Annotated in this window: 8 protein-coding genes; 3 read left to right on the forward strand and 5 right to left on the reverse strand. The window is 59.2% G+C overall.

Annotation, left to right across the window (positions count from 1 at the left end; all coding sequences use genetic code 11):
- The 4 genes from WBG04_RS17825 to WBG04_RS17840 form a co-directional block, all read right to left on the reverse strand.
- A partial coding sequence (locus WBG04_RS17825) for a GumC family protein (protein ID WP_424316060.1) occupies positions 1-1,714 on the reverse strand: 1,714 nt, incomplete at its 3' end.
- Positions 1,715-1,729: 15 nt separating this feature from the next.
- Positions 1,730-2,299, reverse strand: a complete 570-nt coding sequence (locus WBG04_RS17830; protein WP_424316061.1) for a polysaccharide biosynthesis/export family protein — start codon at positions 2,297-2,299, stop codon at positions 1,730-1,732.
- 18 nt (positions 2,300-2,317) lie between these two features.
- Positions 2,318-3,595, reverse strand: coding sequence for a hypothetical protein (locus WBG04_RS17835; protein WP_424316062.1), 1,278 nt, complete (start codon positions 3,593-3,595; stop codon positions 2,318-2,320).
- A 217-nt stretch (positions 3,596-3,812) separates the two neighbouring features.
- Positions 3,813-14,249, reverse strand: a complete 10,437-nt coding sequence (locus tag WBG04_RS17840) for an amino acid adenylation domain-containing protein (protein ID WP_424316063.1) — start codon at positions 14,247-14,249, stop codon at positions 3,813-3,815.
- A gap of 251 nt (positions 14,250-14,500) precedes the next feature.
- Here WBG04_RS17840 and WBG04_RS17845 point away from each other — a divergent pair, with 251 nt between their 5' ends.
- Together WBG04_RS17845 and WBG04_RS17850 are read left to right on the forward strand one after the other, a co-directional pair.
- Positions 14,501-15,172, forward strand: coding sequence for a 4'-phosphopantetheinyl transferase family protein (locus WBG04_RS17845; RefSeq protein WP_424316064.1), 672 nt, complete (start codon positions 14,501-14,503; stop codon positions 15,170-15,172).
- Between the two features lie 424 nt (positions 15,173-15,596).
- Positions 15,597-16,604, forward strand: coding sequence for a hypothetical protein (locus WBG04_RS17850; protein ID WP_424316065.1), 1,008 nt, complete (start codon positions 15,597-15,599; stop codon positions 16,602-16,604).
- Positions 16,605-16,660: 56 nt separating this feature from the next.
- Here the strand turns inward: WBG04_RS17850 and WBG04_RS17855 are convergent, their stop codons facing one another.
- Complete coding sequence (locus WBG04_RS17855) at positions 16,661-17,485, reverse strand: archaemetzincin (protein WP_424316066.1); 825 nt, start codon at positions 17,483-17,485, stop codon at positions 16,661-16,663.
- 323 nt (positions 17,486-17,808) lie between these two features.
- On the opposite strand from WBG04_RS17855, the gene WBG04_RS17860 reads away from it, so the two are divergent.
- Entirely contained in the window at positions 17,809-19,656 is a 1,848-nt protein-coding gene (locus WBG04_RS17860; protein WP_424316067.1) for a DUF4139 domain-containing protein, read from the forward strand.
- Positions 19,657-19,698: the final 42 nt, after the last annotated feature.

The following is a 19,698-nucleotide window of genomic DNA, read 5'->3' on the forward strand; positions in this document are numbered from 1 at the left end:
GGGTATGACCTTCCATCAGATGCTCCCGGCTCAGTCCGGGGCTTCGCAAATCCGCATCAAGCAACAAGGTCCGATAACCCTGCATCGCCAGTGAGACGGCATGGTTCAGCGCGCAGAGGGATTTCCCTTCGCCGTTTCGAGCACTGGTGAAAAGCACGGTCTGCAAGCGATCATCCGCGCCCGGTGGCATCAGCATCGAGCGCAGTCGACGGAAGGACTCCGAGGCGGCCGAGGTCGGATCGGCGATCAGTACCATGCCATTGGCATCTGCCATTTGCGGCACTCTGGCCAACAAGGGCACGCCGGTGGCGCGGCTCACCGCAGCGGCATCGCGAACCCGGTGGTCACCAAGTTCCAGACCGACGACGAGCAGCAGACCAAGAACAAACCCACCCATGGCGACCGCAGGAACCAAAAGCTTTTTGCGCGGGCCAGAGGCCTTCTCCGGAGCCAGCGGCCGCTCTCTCCAACTCAGGACGGAAGTCGGCACCGCCGCTGAAAGGCTGGTTTCCCGCAAGCGCTTGGCCACCGAGGCATGCAGCTCCCGGTCGGCATCGGCCTCGCGAGTTAGCATGGCGAACTCCGCACGTACCCCTTCCACATCGACGGCGGAGTTCCGCGCAAGTTCCACTTCCGCCGCGAGCTTGTTCTGTTGTTCCACGGCAATCCGATAACCCTTGCTCACCGCCTCGCCCGCGGTCCGGACCGCGGCAGCAAGCGCTCTTTCGAGTCCGGCGATCTCATTGGCCATCTCTTTGTAAACGGGATGCTTGTGCAAATAGCGCTCCTTGATCCGCTCGAACTCGACCTCCTTGTCGCGCAAAGCGCGCACCAGTGAAATGACTTCCGCGGCATGATCGCTTCGACCCAGCCCGGCCAGGGCATCCGGGTTATCTGCATCAAAAGCCTCAAAGGCCTGAAACTCGGCTTCCAGGCGCAGGCGTTCGGCTTTGGCAGCCGTCAACTGCGCACTCAAAGTGGAAAGCTCGTTGCTCAGACTTCCACCGGCAGAAAGATCGCCAAGACCTGGCACCGCCTTGGTTTTACGGAAATCCTCCACCTTCTGTGCAGACATTTCCATTCGCTCAAGAAGACGCTGCTCTTCCCGCGCCAGTCCAATGCCGGCTTGGTGGGTGATGTCGTCGCGGCGCTCGTCACTCGCTTCTTCATACTCGGAAACGATCGACTCGACCAACTGTCGCGCACGCTCAGGATCCGTATCCTCGACCGAGACTTCGATGTTCCGGCTACCGCGGACGAGCTCGACATTCACTCGCTTGCCCAGCACCTCGAGCACTTCCTGCTCGGTCTTCGCCTTGGGCGAAAATGTCGGATCGCCAAGCAACCCGTGCTTCTCAATGACACGCAGCAACACCGTCGTCGAAAACATGTCCTGCTCGACCGAATGAAGTTGCTCAAGGTCGCGCGATTCCTCCGTCGCGATCGCTTGGATATCCAGCACCTGCGGTGCTTGCGTACTGACGTAAACCGATCCGGTGGAAAGGTAGGTCTTGGGCATCTTTGAGAAGAACACCCAGGCGGCCACTCCTGCGAGCAGCCCGCACAGCAGGATGATCCAGCCGCGTCGAAGCAGGGTTCCAATGAATCGTGAAGGTTCGACCTTCGGCAGGTAGAACGTGGGATCCTGCCTTGGATCCGAGGTCGCAAGGGTCGCCTCGTGCGGGCGGCTCGATTTCGAAATGAGATGTTTCATGTTCGCTGGGGGGGATTAGAACAGGCTTTCCGGAATGTTGATGATGTCGCCATCGGACAGCGGAATGTCCTTGAGGCGGCCGGAGGCAATGTCCTTGAAATTGATGATCATCGGCTCGCTTGCACCGCGGCGGGTGAGCGTCAGCTTCTTGCTGTTGGCGATTCTCTGAAGTCCGCCCGCCATGCCGATCGCTTCCGCCAGGGTCAAGCTCCGGTTCGGATCGAGGCGGAACACTCCGGGACTCTGCACCTTGCCAAGCACGGTCACGGTCTTGCGGACACGCGAGGTAATCGAGACCGTCACTTCGGGCCGGACGAGGTAGCCATCTCGAAGCTTTCCTTCGATCAAGCGGGCCGCCGAATCCGTCGACATCCCGGCGATCCGAACATTGCCAATCAAGGGCATCGAAATCGTTCCCGACTCGGAAAGCTGCGCCCGGGTGGTGAGATCATCTTCTCGGAAAACCCGAACCTCAACGCTGTCGCGACTACCGATCGTGCCTGAGGCGGTGGCGGCCTCCTGTCCGAACCCGAGCGGAGCGCCGAGCAGGGCAAGAAGGATGAATGTCAAAAATCGAGGGGTCATCGTTTCGTTTTGCGGGGGTTAAAAATCGTATCCGGCACTGACGCCAATCTGGTTGTCGGTATAACCAAAACCACTCTGGTTCGATCGATCTTGGGAGAACTGATAATAGAAGGCCAGATTGAAGCGGTCGTCGATTTCATGCTCCAGGCTGGGCCGGATGAAGTAAATATTGTCCCGCCGTCCTGCAGGTCCTGTGCCGGAGACACGTGAATAGGAGGTCTTTTCGAAGCCTCCTTCCAATCGAAAAATCCAAGTCTCGCTGAGCCGCTCGGAAATGCCAGCGACAACTCCGGCCAGACTGTAGTTTTGCCCGGTGAGAAAAGCGGATACCTCCTCACGACGATAAGCACCAAAGTAGATATCGGTGCCTTCGCGAGCTTCCCACGCGACCCGCAGATCGACGACCGGATAGTTGTCCGATCCCAAATCAAAGGTCCGGTGCTCGATGCCGGCTTCGAGATTGACGGAAATCTTCTGTCGTGGCTTCCAGGCCATGTTCGCGGTCAAACGGTGAAAGGTCTGATCACCGGAATTCGTGACCTCGGCCCGACCCACTCGATAAATCAGGGCCACCTCGGTCTTCGGCGAATACGCATATCGTATGCCCAGATCAGCAAAGCGATCGCGCGTGCTCGATAGACTCTTGACCTCGTAGTCGGTCCCGTAGGCTCCACCAGCGACTTCCAACGCCACTTTCGAAGTCACCGAGTAGGCCGCGCGAATCTCGACAGCATACTCCCGTCGGTCCGTTTGGGTGCCGGTGTCTGGAATCGCATCACCCAGCCGCAGATACTCGCCCACAAAAGCGACCGACGTCTTCTCACCTTGGATCCCGGCCGCCAAGCTGACGCTCTCATCGATCCGGCTATCGTTTCCGTTTTCAACGTAGATCACCCCTGTCGGACGGTAGTCAAAACGAACGTAGGCCCCCTCCTCACTCTCGGCATTGCCCAGAACATAGGCGATCCTCGGAGTAATGCGGAACACCAAGTCTGCCTGAGGATTATTGGCACTGAGGAAAATGTTGTCGTCGTAAGCCGCGGAAACCACGAGACCGAGATCCCAGCCCCCTTCCTTCAGCGTTTCGCCTTCGGTTTGATTCGAAGGATCCATCAAAGTGTCCTCGATCCGCTCGACTTCCAGCAGCCCGCCCACCCGGTCATCCGCCCGCGGCTCGACTTCTACGTCGAGGGGCGTCTCCAATAGCTGGCCATGGGCTCTGTCATCAATCCCAAGAAAAATCAGAATCGCAGACAGAACCACCAGCTTCGAAAGGCATCGGTTCGGGGGGGTCATTGAGGTGAACTAAGGAAAAGTATCTAAGAAAATTAAGTTATTCACAAGGGTATTTCAAAAAGTTGACCCTGCGAAATCGCGTAGGCTCCCCACCCTTTTCTTACCATGGAAGGGAAATTCTTCGAAGTTTACGGCTTTTTGCCGAAATCCACTTCGAATTCCCAGCTCCGAAAGAAGCGGAATCCCCGAACCCCTGATGGCAGTTTTCTAAAAAGACTTACCCCATCCTCTCACGACCGCCGGCCAGGTCTTGAATCGCCTTGGAAAACGAATTCGCCAAAGGCTCCACGTGGCCTGAATCGAACATCGTCAAATGCTGGCCGGGAACCTCGACGATCCGCAGTTCCTTGACCAAGGAGCTCCAGCCGTAATCGTCGGGAATCGCAAATTTGTCATTCACCGCTTCCGCACGGAACAGAGTCAAGGTGCCGTCGAATGGCTTCGGCTCGAAAGCCCTCATCGCCTGCTCGTGCGCCTCGCGGAGCTGGATTGCACGCAGTTCCGTGTGAGCTTCCGCAGCAGCCGAGCTCTTCGCCGCCGCCACTTCCGACTTCACCCTCAGGTGGGTCTCCACGCCATCTTTGAAGCGGCTCGCCAGACTGGCGATCCGCCCGATCAGCGGCTTGTCGGCCTGAGCGTTCCAGTAAACCGACATCCGCTCGGATAGCGCATACGGACGCATCTCCGCCGCAGGGTTCACGGTGTCAAAGAGGCCCACGAACGGCACTTCCTCACCCGCAGCGGTAAGCTGACGCGCCATTTCATAAACAACCACTCCCCCGTAGGAATAGCCGGCCAGAAGATACGGACCGCTTCGCTGCTTCTCGCGCAGCAAGCCGACATACTTCGCTGCCGTCGACTCGATCGAAGCGACGATGATTTCTTCGTTGTGTCCGAGATCCGGTGACTCGATCGCAAAGAAGGGTCGGTCCTTCGGCAGCCGCTCGGCCATTTCCCGATAGAAAAGCACGCCTCCATCGCCACCGTGAACCGCAAACACCGGCGGCTTGTCACCACTTGCCTGCACTTCGGCAAGATGATCACTTCGTCTTGGCGCGATGGAACGCTCGGGATCGAGCTTGGAATCGATACCCATCGCGAGCGCGCGGATATTCTTGGCACGCAGCAGCATCGCCAGCGGAAGCAGGACGCCAAACTCACGCCGAATCCGGGCGAACATTCGCAGGCCACCCAGCGAGTTTCCACCAAGCTCGAAGAAATCATCATCACGCCCGACCGAATCGAGCCCCAGCAACTCGCACCAGATTTCAGCGAGTTTGACCTCGGTCTCTCCTTCAGGAGCACGTTGTTGGCGGCCGACCTCGAGACCGGGTTCAGGCAGTTCCGCCACCACCACCTTGCCATTCCGATTGAGCGGCATCGCTTCCACCTGCATGATTCGATCCGGTCGCATGTAGCCGGGCAAACTCCGACCCAACCAGGCGGAAAGCCCGGCAACGGCGAGATCCTTGCCGTCACTTGTCACATACCAGGCAAGCAGTCGTTTACCACCCGCGCCACTGCCTCGAACCGTCACCTTGCACTGGCTCACGGCGGGATGCTCCTTCATCGCCGCTTCAATTTCCCCAAGCTCGATCCGGTAACCGCGCAGCTTCACCTGCAAGTCACGGCGGCCCACGAAACCGATGCTTCCATCCGGCATCCAACGACACAGGTCTCCCGTCCGATACATCGTCCCCTTCTCGGTTTCGATGAATCGTTCCGCAGTGAGATCAGGCCGCCCGAGGTATCCGAGCGCGAGACCCATGCCACCGCAGCGCAACTCACCGGGCACGCCGATCGGCACAGGAGCTCCGGCCTCATCGACGATGTCGACAAAGCCTCCTGAAATCACCTTGCCGATCGGCAAAGGCGTACCATCGAGATCGGACTCCCTCACCAAATGACAAGCGGTGAACGTGGTGTTCTCCGTCGGACCATAGCCGTTGATGATCTTCGTCCCGGGCAATCCTTCAAAGGCTCGCTTCACATGCGAGGGAGACAGCACATCACCTCCCGCAAGCAACTGGCGCACCCCGCGCAGGTCGTCCAGATGCTCTTCCACCATCAATTCAAACAATCCAGCCGTCAGCCAAAGAGTCGACACCTTCTCTTCGCGAACCGTGCGGGCAATACCTGCCAGTGTGGTTTCTGCTTCATCGAGCAAGACCAGCCGTCCGCCGTTGAGCAGGGCTCCGAAAATCTCAAAAGTCGAGGCATCAAAGGCGACAGTCGAAGCCTGAAGCATCACTTCCTCATGACTAAGTTCACAGTAATCACAATCCTTGATCAGGCGAAGGATGCCGCGATGCGGAACCACCACTCCTTTCGGCTTGCCGGTGGACCCGGAGGTATACATCACATAGGCCGGATCATTCGAACCTGCAGTCAAAGGCAAGACCTCTTGGCTTGGAGCCGCAACGGGGTCGATGGTCTGATAACCTTCAACCGGATTCGCCGCGATCACGGCCTTCACTCCGGCATCCGCGAGAATTTCCTTCTGGCGTGCATCCGGAAATCCCGGATCGAGCGGAACATAGCATCCACCCGCTTCAAGCACTCCGAGGATCGAAGCCATCAAATCAGGACCACGGGAAAGCAGGATTCCCACCCGGTCGCCCGGCTCGACACCCCTTGACCTGAGCACGGCGGCAAGCGCCGAAACCCTCGAACCAAGCTCTTCATAAGTCCACGATCCCTGCTTCCAAGTCAGCGCGGTCTGCCCGGCCCTTGCCTTGCAAATCTCACGGAAGCGATGGCCAACAGAACCACTCACTTCAACTTCCCTCCCTTTCGACCACTCGCCGATCATCTCAACTGCGGATGTATCAAGCAATGTCAGATCCACAACGGCCTGCGTCGGGTCACTGGCAGCATCGACCAGCAGCTTGCTCAAGGCCTCAAGCCAATGACGCATCGTCGCCTCATCAATCAGCTCGCTATTATACGTCGATGAAAGCAACAGGCCATCGGGCTGCTGCATCATGTTGAGGAAAATCGTCGAGTTACTGTAACAGGCGGGAACCGTCTCCACGCGTGATGTCAGCCCCCCGAAGGTTCCGGGATCACCTGACGGTTCGAGGTTGAAGATCACTTCCATCATCGGGCGACGTCCACCGTCGCGACCCAGCTTCAGCGCCCGCAGCAAGCGACCATAGGTCAATTTGCCGTGCTCAAGCGCATCCATCTGCGCCGTCGATGCGCGCCCAACCAGCTCCTTGAAGGATTTTTTCGGATCCACTTCGGCCAGCAGTGGCAGAAAGTTGACACAATGCCCGACCAGTTGCTCGTCACCGTCTTCCATCTGACCAGCCGAAGGGAAGGTCATGACGAAACGGTCCTGACCACTCAACTTGTGGAGAAGCGCCTGAAAACCGGCGAGTAAAGTACTGTTCAGCGTGCCACCACAATCACGAGCCAATTGACGCATCCGCGCGAAGGTTTCCGCATCGAGCATCACCTCGCAGGTCGACGACGCGTAACTCGGAGTCGCCCCGTATCCACGCTGCAAAGGAAGCTCGACCTCAGGCACACCATCCTTGAAGAGTTCCGTCCACCACTGGAGCGCCTCTTCACTTCCAGCCGACTCACGAACCTCACGCAAAGCACGGTCCACAATGGAAGGTGGCACTTTCAAGTGAACTTTCCTGCCCTTCAATCGCGCCTCGTAGCAGCGGGTGAAATCCTCGATCAGCACTTCAAACGACCACCCGTCGGCGGCCAGATGGTGGGCCACGAATTGCAGCACCACTTCTTCATCCGACAGCCTGGCCATCACGACCCGGAACACCGGCCCCGTGGTCAGATCAAAAGGCGTCTTCCGCTGGCGAATCCCGGATGCCACCAAGGCGGCTTCCGGATCAGATTCATCCGCGAAGTCTTCCTCGATCACGACGGCGCGCTGCACCGGATCAATCACGAATCCAGCCACCTGTTCATCAGGAACCCTGAGCCGAAGCGCGTCGTGACGATCAACCAGATCCTGAATCGATTCCTTCGCCACCTGGAGATTCACCGGTCCGTTCAAACGAAGCTGAAGCATCTCGTTGAAGGCAAGATTCGCCTCCTCACCCAGCAATGAAGCCAGCCAGATTTCCGCCATGGGTTCGGTCATCGGGAATGGTCCACGCACGCCGTCTTCCAGCGCTACGGCCACTTCCAGAACTTCCGGTTTTGGGAAAAAGCCTCCGTCCTGAAGCTCGGTGATCGCCTCACCAAAGGCGGTGATCACAAGGTCCACATCCGCATCCGTGTGCGCGGCTGTTAGATAAAATGGCAGACCCTCCATCGCGAACACGCCCCGCTTGCGCAGATGATAGAAGATCAGGTTGCCATGTTTGGCCCCGTCACCGATCCGCAGATACATCTGCGAATTGAAGTTCACCATGCTGATGTCGATGCCGTTGTCCTTGAACATCCGGTCGACCGTGTTGGCCAGTCGATCAGCGCGCCGACCAATGTCCTTCCAGTAGCTTTCCGGCTGCGCCTGGACGTGCTTGAGCACGGCCCGGCAGGCTGCCATCGCCAGGGGAAGGCGGACGAAGGTGCCGGCAAAGAAGGTGACGTCCTTCTCTGGAAAGGAATCATCGCCAAACTGCCACTGACCGCCATCAAAAGTGTCCATGTATTCGGCCTTGCCGCCGACGATACCGATCGGCAGCGCACCACCACCAAAAACCTTTCCATAGGTCACCAGGTCCGCCTTGATCCCGTAGAGTTCCTGCGCTCCACGCGGGCCCTGCCGTATTCCCGTGATCACTTCGTCGAAGACGAGCAGGAAGCCGTTCTCCTCACTGATCTTCTTCACCTCGTGAACGAAGTCGATCGGGATCAGCTCGGGTTGGCGACTCTGCACCGGCTCGACGAGCACGGCGGCCAGTTCGCCGGCAAGCTCGCGAATCATCTCGAGCGCTTCGGGCTTGCCCCACGGCACCACGATCACGTCCGCCACCGCCGACTCGGGAATTCCTGGAGCCAGCGGCAAGGTGCGACGCCGGGCACCCTTGCCGACACTGCGAACCAGCACCGGGTCGAAGTTGCCATGGTAGTCCTTGTCAAAGACGAGGATCTTGTCGCGACCGGTCACCGTTCGGGCAATCCGCATTGCCGCCTGAACCGCTTCCGATCCCGTATTGAGAAAGCAGACCCGCTCGTTGCCCGTCACCTCGCAGAACAACTTGGCCGTCTCCATCGCGACTTCGCACTGCGGACCGATTTCCAATCCGGTGGCCAGCTGCTCCTGAATCGCCTCGGTCACGTAATCCGGCGAGTGCCCGAGGAAGTTCGGACCAAAGCCGTTGACCATGTCGATGTATTCGTTGCCGTCCACATCCCACATCCGGCAGCCCTTCATCTTCGTTGCCACCACCTGGTAGACCATCTCTTTCCAGAGACGGTTGAATCCATTGACGGTCCGCGCATCCGCGAGCCACTTGCGGTGTTCCTGGGTCAGGGACTTGGACTTCGCCGTCCGCTCGCAATAGCTCTTTACCAAGGCATCAAGATGCTGACGCTGTTGGGAGGTCAGCTCGTCACTTGTCGAAACCTTGTCGATCCGTGTCCGCGGTCCGGAGACTCCGGATTCCTCCTCCGGCTCGCCATCGGACACGACGGGCACGGGCGCAGCTACGGGTTTCGCCGTACTTGGAGCATCGACTTCCGCAGTCGAGTTCGCCTCAAGATGCGTTACCAGTTCCCCGAGGTTCGGAAAACCCTGCATCAGGTCGCGGAAGGCGATCGGTACTCCGAATGCCTTCTGCAACTCACGAGCAGCCTGGGTCAGCAGCAGCGAATCGAATCCCAGCTCGAGGAAACTCGCTCCGGCTTCCATTTCCTCGGCAGGGATCCCTGAAAGATCCTCAAGCACCTGGCGCGACTGGGCCATCAAGGCATCCGCGCGGGAGAGATTCGGATCGGTGACAACCACTTCCTCGATCACCTCGACCGCCATCACAGGCAATGGGGAAACCACGGGCAGATCCAGCAACCTGCTCTCGATCCAGTGTCGCTTGCGCTGGAAAGGATAGGTCGGAAGCGGCACCCTCAGCGCCGGCACTCCTTCATGGATGAGGTTCCAGTCGACCGACAAGCCACGCGCCCAAAGATCGCCAAGCGATTGCAGCATCCGCGCGCGATCCGGAGCTCCGGAAGCAGGGTGCTCGCAGCTTGGCAGGCAACCCGCCGCGCGACGGCCCAGGGTCTGCCGGGCCAGCGTGGTCAGCGTCTGGCCTGGACCAATCTCAAGATAGATCCGCCCTTCCTTCATGCTCGCAGCCGCTTCAAGCGCGCCGTGGAAATCCACCGTCTGTCGCAAGTGCCCCGCCCAATAGCCGGGATCCGTGGCCTGTGCTTCGGTAAGCACCTCACCCGTCACGGTGGAAAGAATCGGCACGGAGGGTGCACTCAGTTCAATCTTCTCGATCACTTCGCGGAAACGCGGCACCACTTCATCCATCATCCGGCTGTGGAAAGCATGGGAGGTGTGAAGCTCCCGCACATTGACACCCTCAACTTCGAGCTCGGCAGCAAAGTCCGCCACGGCGTCCCTTTCACCAGCAACCACGCAAAGCTCCGGACCGTTACAAGCCGCAAGATCAAGATGACCGGGCAGACGTCGGCGCAGTGCTTCGGGTGACATTCTAACAGAAAGCATCGAACCGCCGGGAAGCTCTCCCATCAAACGACCACGAGCAGCAAGCAAACCAAGGCCATCCTCGAGCGAAAACACTCCGGCAAGGCAGGCCGCCGTAAACTCTCCGACACTATGGCCGATCATCATCTCCGGCTGAAAACCCCAGCGCGCCCACTGTCGTGCCAGCGCCCACTCGACCACGAAGATCGCCGGCTGGGCCATCACGGTGCGCTTCAAGCGCTCGGCGGCGTCTCCCCCATCCTCGGCAAAAAGCGTCTCACGCAGATCCTCGCCGAGAAGCGGCTTCAGAAACTCACTACAGCGATCAATGTCGGCCCGATAGCCGGGCTCCGCCTGATAGAGATCGGCCGTCATCCCCGGGTGCTGGGCTCCCTGCCCGGGGAAGGTCCAGACCATCTCAGGATTCGAACCGGCCGATTCGGCTTTCTGGAATTTCCTCGCCCGCAGCGATTCAGCCAGCGACTTCCAATCACGCGCCACCACCGCGGCTCGGCGCACCATCTCCTTCCGTCCAACTGCCAGACTGCGGGCAGCCACCGCAAAGTCTTCCGCCTTCGCGGAGTCGGCGTGTGTCGCGAGACGCTCGGCAAATTGATCCAGCGCCTCGTCCGTCCTTCCGGAAAACACCCACAAGCGCTCGCCCTCGGGAACGTCACGCGGCGTGACATTCCGCGGAGCTTCTTCAATCACCACGTGGACGTTCGTTCCGCCCACTCCAAACGAACTGACGCCCGCACGACGCGGCGTGTCTCCTTCCGCAGCCCACGGACGGAGCTGATCATTCACATAGAAAGGCGAGTTCTCGAAATCGATGCGCGGGTTGGCCTTTTCGAAATGAAGCAAGGGTGGAAGCGCTCCATGTTCCATCGACAAAACCGTCTTGATCAAACCACAGACACCGGCCGCGGTATCGAGGTGGCCAAGATTCGACTTCAGCGAGCCGAGCGCACAGAAATTCCGATCTTCGGTCGAACGGCGGAACGCAGCAGTCAATCCCGTGACTTCGATCGGGTCGCCCAGCGGCGTGGCCGTGCCATGGGCTTCGACGTAGGAAATCGTGCGCGGATCGACTCCGGCATCAAGGTGGGCACGACGAATCACATCTGCCTGACCTTCGGCACTTGGAGCGGCGTAGCTGTGCTTCACTCCCCCATCGTTGTTCATCCCGAAGCCGCGCAACACGGCGTGAATGTGATCACCATCCCTCACGGCATCCTTGAGTCGCTTGAGCATCACGACTCCACCTCCATTGCTGAAGACGGTTCCCGAGCTATCGGCATCGAAGGGCCGGCAGTGTCCATCGCGTGAAAGCATGCCACCTTCTTCATGATGATAGCCGCGTTTCTGAGGCACCGTCACGGTCACCCCTCCGGCGAGTGCCATGTCGCACTGGCCGGTGCGCAGGGCCATCGCTGCATGCGCCACGGCAACGAGTGAGGTCGAACAAGCGGTCTGAACCGTCAGGCTCGGGCCCTTCAGGTTCAGCTTGAAGGCAACCCGGGTCGCCAGGTGGTCCTTGTCGTTACCGAACTCAATCTGCAGAGCCCCCACTTGAGCTTCGGCGAGGTGACGACGATGCGTTTCGGGATCCGAGAGGATGTTGTGGGGGAGATAGGTGTCGTAGTAGCAACCGGCGTAGACACCGACACGATTGCCACTCGCTTCGGCATCATCCGGGACATACCCGGAGCGTTCCATCGCTTCCCAACAAAGCTCGAGAAAGACCCGTTGCTGCGGGTCGATGATCTCGGCTTCACGGGGAATGATCCCAAACAATCCACCGTCCAGACCTTCGTAGACTTCCGGTTCAAGCAGTCCCCGGGCGCAGACGAAATTCGGATCATCCTCACCACCCGGAACATCCAGCTCGGAGCGATCAAATTGCTGAACCGACTCCACGCCGTTCTTCAGGTTCTCCCACAGTTCCTCGGGAGAGGACGCACCGGGAAGTCGCACCGCCATGCCGACGATCGCCAGGGCTTCGCTGTCGGAGCCCGTCTCGCGCGGCTCTGAATCATGCGAGCCCGCTCGTTCTTCTCCAACAAGCAGTTTCGCCTGAGCTTCAACGGTCGGATTCTCGAACATCCGAACCAGATCAAAACGCTGCTCAAAAGCACGCTGAATCGAAGCATGGACGCGGACCAACTGCAGCGAAGAACCGCCGAGATCCACGAAGCGGTCCTTTCTTCCAACGGCTTCGAGTCCGAGAATTTCCGCCCAGATTGCCGCGACCTTCGTTTCCACCTCCCCTTCGGGGGCAAGATAGCGCTCACTGAGATCCGGGCGCGGCTTCACCGGTTCGGAAGCCCACTCAAGGATCTCACTCACCGAACGACGTCCGTTGGCAATCCCGGCCACCAGCACCGGATCGGCGAGTGGAACCTTGACTTCGTTCACCGGCTTCGCCGTCTGCGGAACGATCGGAATCAAGGAACAATTCACCGCGTCTTCCGCACGGATCATCCTCATGCCATCTTCCCAACGCCCTTCGACGCTTTCCAGAAATTCACGCGCCGGCTGGTTGCGCCCGGTATCATTGAACCAGATCGCGACCTCGGCCAAATCCAGTCCTTGCGCAACCTGTCCAAGATAACGAAGCATGCGCTGTTCGACCCCCTTGCCGAGGGCACGGCAGCTCAAGAGGAAAGTCTCCGCCCAAAAACGCCCGCCGTCTTCACGAGTCAGCATCAGACCGACGACGCCGTAGTCTCCAAAACGATCGCGCACCCTGACCTGCTGGGAGCGCATTCCCTTGCAGGCTTCCAACATCGCCGCCTCGTCCCGAGGCTGCGGGCAGGTATTGAACTGATTCGTCCGCTGCGTCAGTTGGCTCGCCCGGCTGAAGTCCGCTTCGGTCAGCGGCTCGATGACCATTTGCAGCTGGAGACCTTCAATGAATTCCTCGAAACTCGAAGTCCGTTCCCTCAGCGCGCGACGCCGTGCTTCATCATGATAAAAGTCGGCGCGCAGTGAATCCGCCTCCGTGTGGTCACTCCGGTCCAAGACCCAGAGATGCTCGACAAAATCCGGCAGTTCGGCCGAATCCTCAGGAATCATCAATGCCAGGACCGCAGGTGCATTCCCCTCAACCTCAGCGATTTCCGAAGGATTGTCATCAAGAAAGAGAATGCTGTCCAAGCCGAGATTCAGCGTCTTCGCCAGTCGCCGCAGATTACTCGACTTCGGGTCCCAGTTGATCGCGGCGTCCACAAAGGCGTCGCGCTTGATCACCATCTCCGGATGCTCCCGGAAGACCGCATCGACATCCTCCGGCGTGTTCTTCGAAACAAGACAAAGGAGGTAACCCTCCGCCCGACGAGCCATCAGGAAGCGTTGAAATTTCTTGCGCGGCTCATCGACAATTACTCCCGTAGGACCCGCCTCTCCACAAACTCCCGTCCACAAGGTATTGTCACAATCAACAGCAATCACTTTGTACGGCTTCCGCCGTACTGCCGAAATCCTACGGGCGATAAAGGTCGCAAGCGCCGCAAACATCTCTTCAGAGTAAGGCATGTGCGCGGACTGATCGGCTTCGGGATCAAACGGATTCTCCACCGGATAGAGCCTTGTTAGATCTGCGGACTTCAAGAGCTCCACTCCGGACATTTCCTTCAGTTGCTCGCTGAGGTCCTCGATGAACGTCGCTTCGACTTCATGCCGCTCCGCCACCGGGCACGCCAGCAATAGAGTTTGAATGCCATCCCTTGCCGAAGCCTCACCCAGCGCAGCCGCTACCTCTCTTGCCGCTGAACGGGCACGCGCCGTGGTATCGGCTCCGAGGTCGGCAGCTCTCACCAGAATCACATTCACGCCATTCACGTTGGTCGCCAGAGGACTCCCGGGATCGAGCAATTGCTGCAAAACCTGGTTGAACGGGGAAAACGAGATATCCGGACTGAAACCGAGATCATCCAACCAGACATCGAGCACCGGCTGGATGGGCTCCGCTGTAAAGGTTGACGCAAAACGGACCGACAGAGTCAGAGGGGAATGGGACATGGCTGGAATTGAGGGGTGAAGAACCTACACGAGGCGCGTTCTGAGCCTATCGCGATTAGTTAATGAAACAAGAATATCCGGAGTTCCTCAGCGACGCTAAAGATTCTCTTAACTTGTTTGTTTTCATTATATTATGACATCTATAGAGCCCGCATTCCGCGATCTCGTAGGGGGGCAAACTGGGGGTAGAACAGGTCTTCAAGCTTGGCCCGTGACAAGATGGGGGAATGTCTCCCACGATGCCGGCAGCAATGGCTGACGCAGTGCTTCATCTGATTCATCCAACTGGACGAAACGAAGACGACGACTCGATCCTTTCCGAAGACGAGCACGCTCGGGCCCAACGCTTCGTGTTTGAAGCCGATTCGACCCGGTGGAGATCCTTTCGCGCCGGCCTGCGCAGAATTCTGGCAAGCTCCTTGGGGATCTCCCCCCAACAGGTCCCGCTGATCGAAGGCCCGGGCGGAAAACCGATGCTCGGCCCTCCCCATGCCCATGTGGAGTTCAACCTAAGTCACTCCGAAACGCTTGCAGCCGTAGTTGTTTCGCAGAACGGACCAGTGGGAATCGATCTCGAACCATGGTCGCGCGCCGAAAGCTTGATCGAATGCGCCGAAGTCTTCTGCCATCCCGAGGAGTTGCGCACACTTCCCCCGGACACTCTCCAGCGCGCGTCCCGACTACTGGAAATCTGGACCGCCAAGGAAGCCATCCTCAAAGCCCTCGGCACCGGACTGACCTACCCCCCCGAACAGCTTCGAATCGAAGGGGATCGAGGGATCGCCGACACTCCCATCGAACATCTTGAAACCTTCCGACTGCTCTCCCCTTCCCATCCCGACTTGAGAGACTATCGAATCGCCGTCGCCGTCACCCACTCCATCGGCAAAATCACCTGGCGGGATCCGTTCCCCTGCAATTGACACTTGCTGGCAGGAAATCGACCCGAACCCGATATGGACAGCCGGACTCCAGCCTGAAAGACTCCCCCCGTAATCTACTATGGAGGTGATTCGTTTCCAATGCCCTGCCTGTTCCGCCTCGCTCACGGTGCCACCGGAAGCGGCCGGACTTCAAGGGCCCTGCCCAAAGTGCGCGGTCGAAATCGTCGGACCAAGTCCTGCCCTTGGAATCTCAGCGGGCTTCCCCGTCCCGCCGCCTCCTCCGGCCAGAGCTTTCCAGCCCTTCCCAGAAGCCACCTCATCGACCGCAGTTCCAGCAGCTTCGCCCGCGACAAGGGAACCGGAGCTAACCCCTCCCTCCGCTCCAAGCCCACCGCCCGAGCCTGCCCCGGCCCAGGCAGCCCCACCCCCACCGGAGCCACCTTCCGCGACGATCGAGCCTCCCTTGGAAACGGACAAACCCGCAAGCGCGGATCTATCCGAGGACACCGCCAAACCCTTCAAAGACTTCATCCCGCCTCCGCCCAAGCAGCTTCCACTCGAAGCGCCTCGCCCCCTCCCCACCTCTCGAAGGGGAACATCTGCGGCCGCCGTGCTCGTGCTTTCATGCCTCCTGACCGCAGCCCTCGCCTTCATCGGAGGTTATGCCGCTGCACGCTCCTTTCCCAAGCCGCAACCAGAACCTCAAGCCGTCGCAGCAAAACCAGTAGAAGCACCTGTCGAAGCTCCCGAACCCATCCCCGTCCCAGTCAGAACCTACATCCCGGACCCCGTCCCCGCTGAAGAAAAGCCGGAGCCAATCAAGATCACGGGACCCGAAGCAACCTTGAGAGCCTTCCTCGAAGCAGAGGATTGGGCGGCGAGAAGCAGCTACGTCCTGTTTCCTGAAAAGGTTCGACCAAAGATGAAGCAGCGATCGGAGAATTGGGACGATGGCCCGATCGAAGTCAGCGAAGTCTCACTCTTTGAAGTCACCGAAGAGGCACACATTTTCCGTGTCACGACACCGACCCTCCCCGGAGGCTTTCCCGTCGCCGTTTCAAGGGATGGCAACCATTGGCTCGTCGACTGGGAAACCTTCGTCGAGTTCAATGATGACCGCTTCAGCCGCTTTGCCCGTGGCGAAGAAGGCGATCAGGGAGTCTTTCGAGTGACGATTAAACCAGCCGAACCCACCGGAAGCGACTCGCTCTTCGAACGTTTCATCCTAAATCCACCGATGCCGGACCGCGAACAATCGGCCTACATCAGGAAGGATTCGATCGCCCTCGCCCGCCTCCGGGAAATTCTGGCCCGCAAGGCTGGGTTTCCCGATGAAGTCTTCACACTCCTGATGGAAGACCGAGGCCCGCCGCTGGTCGTCGCGCTTTCTTACGGGGTGACGACGGAAGGGAAAGCCTATCTCCAGATCGACGATATTATCGCCATCGGCTGGGGTCCGGATGAACTGTAGGCCCAGGCCAGGCGAAGACCACTGCCCGCACGGCGAAGCGAGCACGGACCGCCCGCTTACTTCGCGGAGCGGATCTCGCCTTCGCGATCTTCCACCCATTCCTTTTCTTCATCCAGTCCATTGACGCCGTAAAACACGGCCAGCCTCGCATACCTCGCCGCCGGATCCCCACGACTGGCCCGCTGCAGTTTCCTCAGACACACCGGGCAAAGGTGCATCGGCGTCGAATCCGCCTCCTCCAGATGGTTCGCGCCGTTCATGTTGCACTCGTGATAAATGCAATGACGAATCCCAAACATGTGACCCATTTCATGAGTCAGGATCTTTGCCGCACGACGAAGTACTAGCTTCTCCGTATTTTCATCAACCATCCCCCCCGACCAGGAAGGGTGATAGCGAGCGAAACTAAAGATCCCCACGCGATTCTTGATCGAGGCCTGACCGAAGACGAAGTTCCAGTTCTCATCCGGAAAGAGATCGGTCATCGTCACCGCAAGCATGGCATAGCCGTCCGCCGGCAACTGCCTTGGCAACCAGCCGAGGATGTCACGACTGTTCCACTGCTTCTTGCCCGACATCCGGTTGACCCTTGAACGCGCTTTGACCGCAGAGTCCGGCTCCTTCGGCAACAGCCCGACTTTCATCGGATAGAAATAAGCCTCAGCATAGCGTTGCAGCTTCCCAAGGTCGGGCGCCGTCCCGTCGAAGTCCCCGAGCGGCAGAATGTAGAGCTTCCGCCGACCCTGCCCCGGCAGATTGGGATCCGAATCCAGCCACTCCCGGTAGCTCTGGCCCTCTTCCTCATGAGACGCCAGCCAGTCGATGGAACGCGGCGCGATCTTGGCCTGATACTCGCCCCCATCCGTGAATGCCCGCTTCATCGAAGGATCCAAACCCGACAGCGGACCCACGGCAGCTCGGCGCTCCGGCGCCGTAGGCGGCTCGAAGGCCACCACCAGTCCAGCGCCCAGGATCAGAAGGGGTCCAAGCCAAGAACAGCCACTCTTCTTCATAAATCGCAATACTTCACATCCTGGCCGAAATCACAAGCTGCGGCCACGTCCAATCATCGACAAGCCCTTCCATCCTCAGGACCTGGCCCATGTGATCACAACCTTTGAGACCCTTCGTCCTGTATTCACCGAAACGAAGGACAAATGACGACCCGGCCACCGCTATCCCTGAGGCTAAGCCATTTGCGATCATGATTCGATTTACTGCACTCATCCTTACCTTCACCCTTCCTCAGCTTGCTTCTGCCCAGGAAGAGAGCCCTCAGGTCCCACCCGTTGAAACTCATTCCACTTCGCCGGATATCACCGGGACGATCAAGGAAGTCACCCTCTATCAAGGCACCGCCATCGTCACCCGGCGCGTCGAACTACCAGCCGCCAAAACCGGCACCTTCGAACTCGTCGTCACCTCCCTTCCGACCGCCACCGACCCCACTTCGGTTCATGCCGATCGAGTCGAAGGGGCCATGGTTCGCTCCGTGAGCTGCCGAAGCCGCCCACCCGAAGAAGCCTCAAAGCTCGCCAGCCAGGTCACCGAACTCGACGACGCCATCCGCACACTCAGCCGCAAGATCGCCACCTCCAAAAACGAAATCGCCCTGCGCCGCATCCGTCAGGAATACCTTCGCGGACTCGAAAACTTCGTCGCCCCTGCCGCGACTCAGGAAATGACCCACGGTGTCATCCAGGCTGATCAACTCGAAGCCGTCACTCAGATGCATTTCCGCGAATACGAACGAGCCTCGCAGGAAATCATGACGATGAGCAGCAGCATTGAAGACGACACCCTCGAGCTAGGCGAACTGCGCAAGCAGCGCGAAAAGCTCGCCGCCGGTCCTCCCGCCACTTTCGATGCCATTGTCTTCATCGAAAAGAAGGAAGCCGGCCCGGCGTCCCTTCACCTCAACTACCTCGTCAAGGACTGCGGTTGGTCGCCTCTCTACAACGTCCGGGCCAACACCGCTGACAACGCACTCGAGATCGAGTTCAACGCCATCATCCATCAGGTCAGCGGCGAGGACTGGAAGGAAGCCTCGCTCGCCCTTTCCACCGCGTCTCCTAAAACCAGCGCCTACAATCCCCGCCTGACACCCCTCTACGTCGGTGTCAGTGAAGACGACTCCACCATCAATAATCCCAATCGAGTCGCCACCTACAACCGCGCCCAAGAAGACAAAAAGGCCGCCATGCTCTCGCAATTTCGCGGCAAGTCGATCGATGAAAATTCCGCCGACAACTTCAAAGCCAACGAGTCCGCCGCCAGCGTCCAACTCATCGAGTTGTCCGAACGCCTCAGCGAACTGCGCCTGATGCGCGACAACGGAACCGAAGAGGACCTCAGCATCCGCTACGCGCTTGAGTCTCCCGTGACGCTTGTCAGCCGCCGCGATCAACAAATGGTTCCCGTGCTCCGTCACAACAGCAGCGCCGCCTTCTATCATGTCGCCTCCCCGATCCTCACCTCCGCCGTCTTCCGCGAAGCCGAGCTGACCAACGAGTCGAACCACGATCTGTTAGGCGGGCAGGTCAATGTCTTCCTCGACGGTGAATTCACCGGCCGCACTGAAATTCCAACCATCGCCCGCGGGCGGAACTTCACGCTCGGCTTTGGCGTCGACGGCCAACTCCGTGCCCGCCGTAGCCTCATCGACCGCACCGAAACCGTTCAAGGCGGCAACCGCCAGGTCACCATCAGCTCCGATGTCGTGATCGACAACTTCAAGACCACACCCGTCAACCTCCGCCTGCGCGAGCGCACGCCATTCATGGAAGACACCGCCAGCCTACGTGTCGCCCTCGGCGAAATGAGCCACCCAATCAGCAGCGACTCCGACTACAAGCGCTTCGAACGCCCGAAAGGAGTCTTGCGTTGGGATCTCGAAGTCCCTCCTGGCGCCAACGACAATGCCTTCTCCCTCAGCTACACCTACACGCTCGAATTCGACAAGAACGTCGCCCTTCGCGATATCAGCAACGAGCAAAAATCCCGTCTCCGTAGCGAATTCATTCAAGAGAACCGACGCGCCAACAAGAAGTAGGCCCCGGAGCGCGCGACGCCGTCGCGCTTATCAACCCCAGCC

Source organism: Haloferula sp. (assembly GCF_049672945.1).
GTDB lineage: Bacteria > Verrucomicrobiota > Verrucomicrobiia > Verrucomicrobiales > Akkermansiaceae > Haloferula.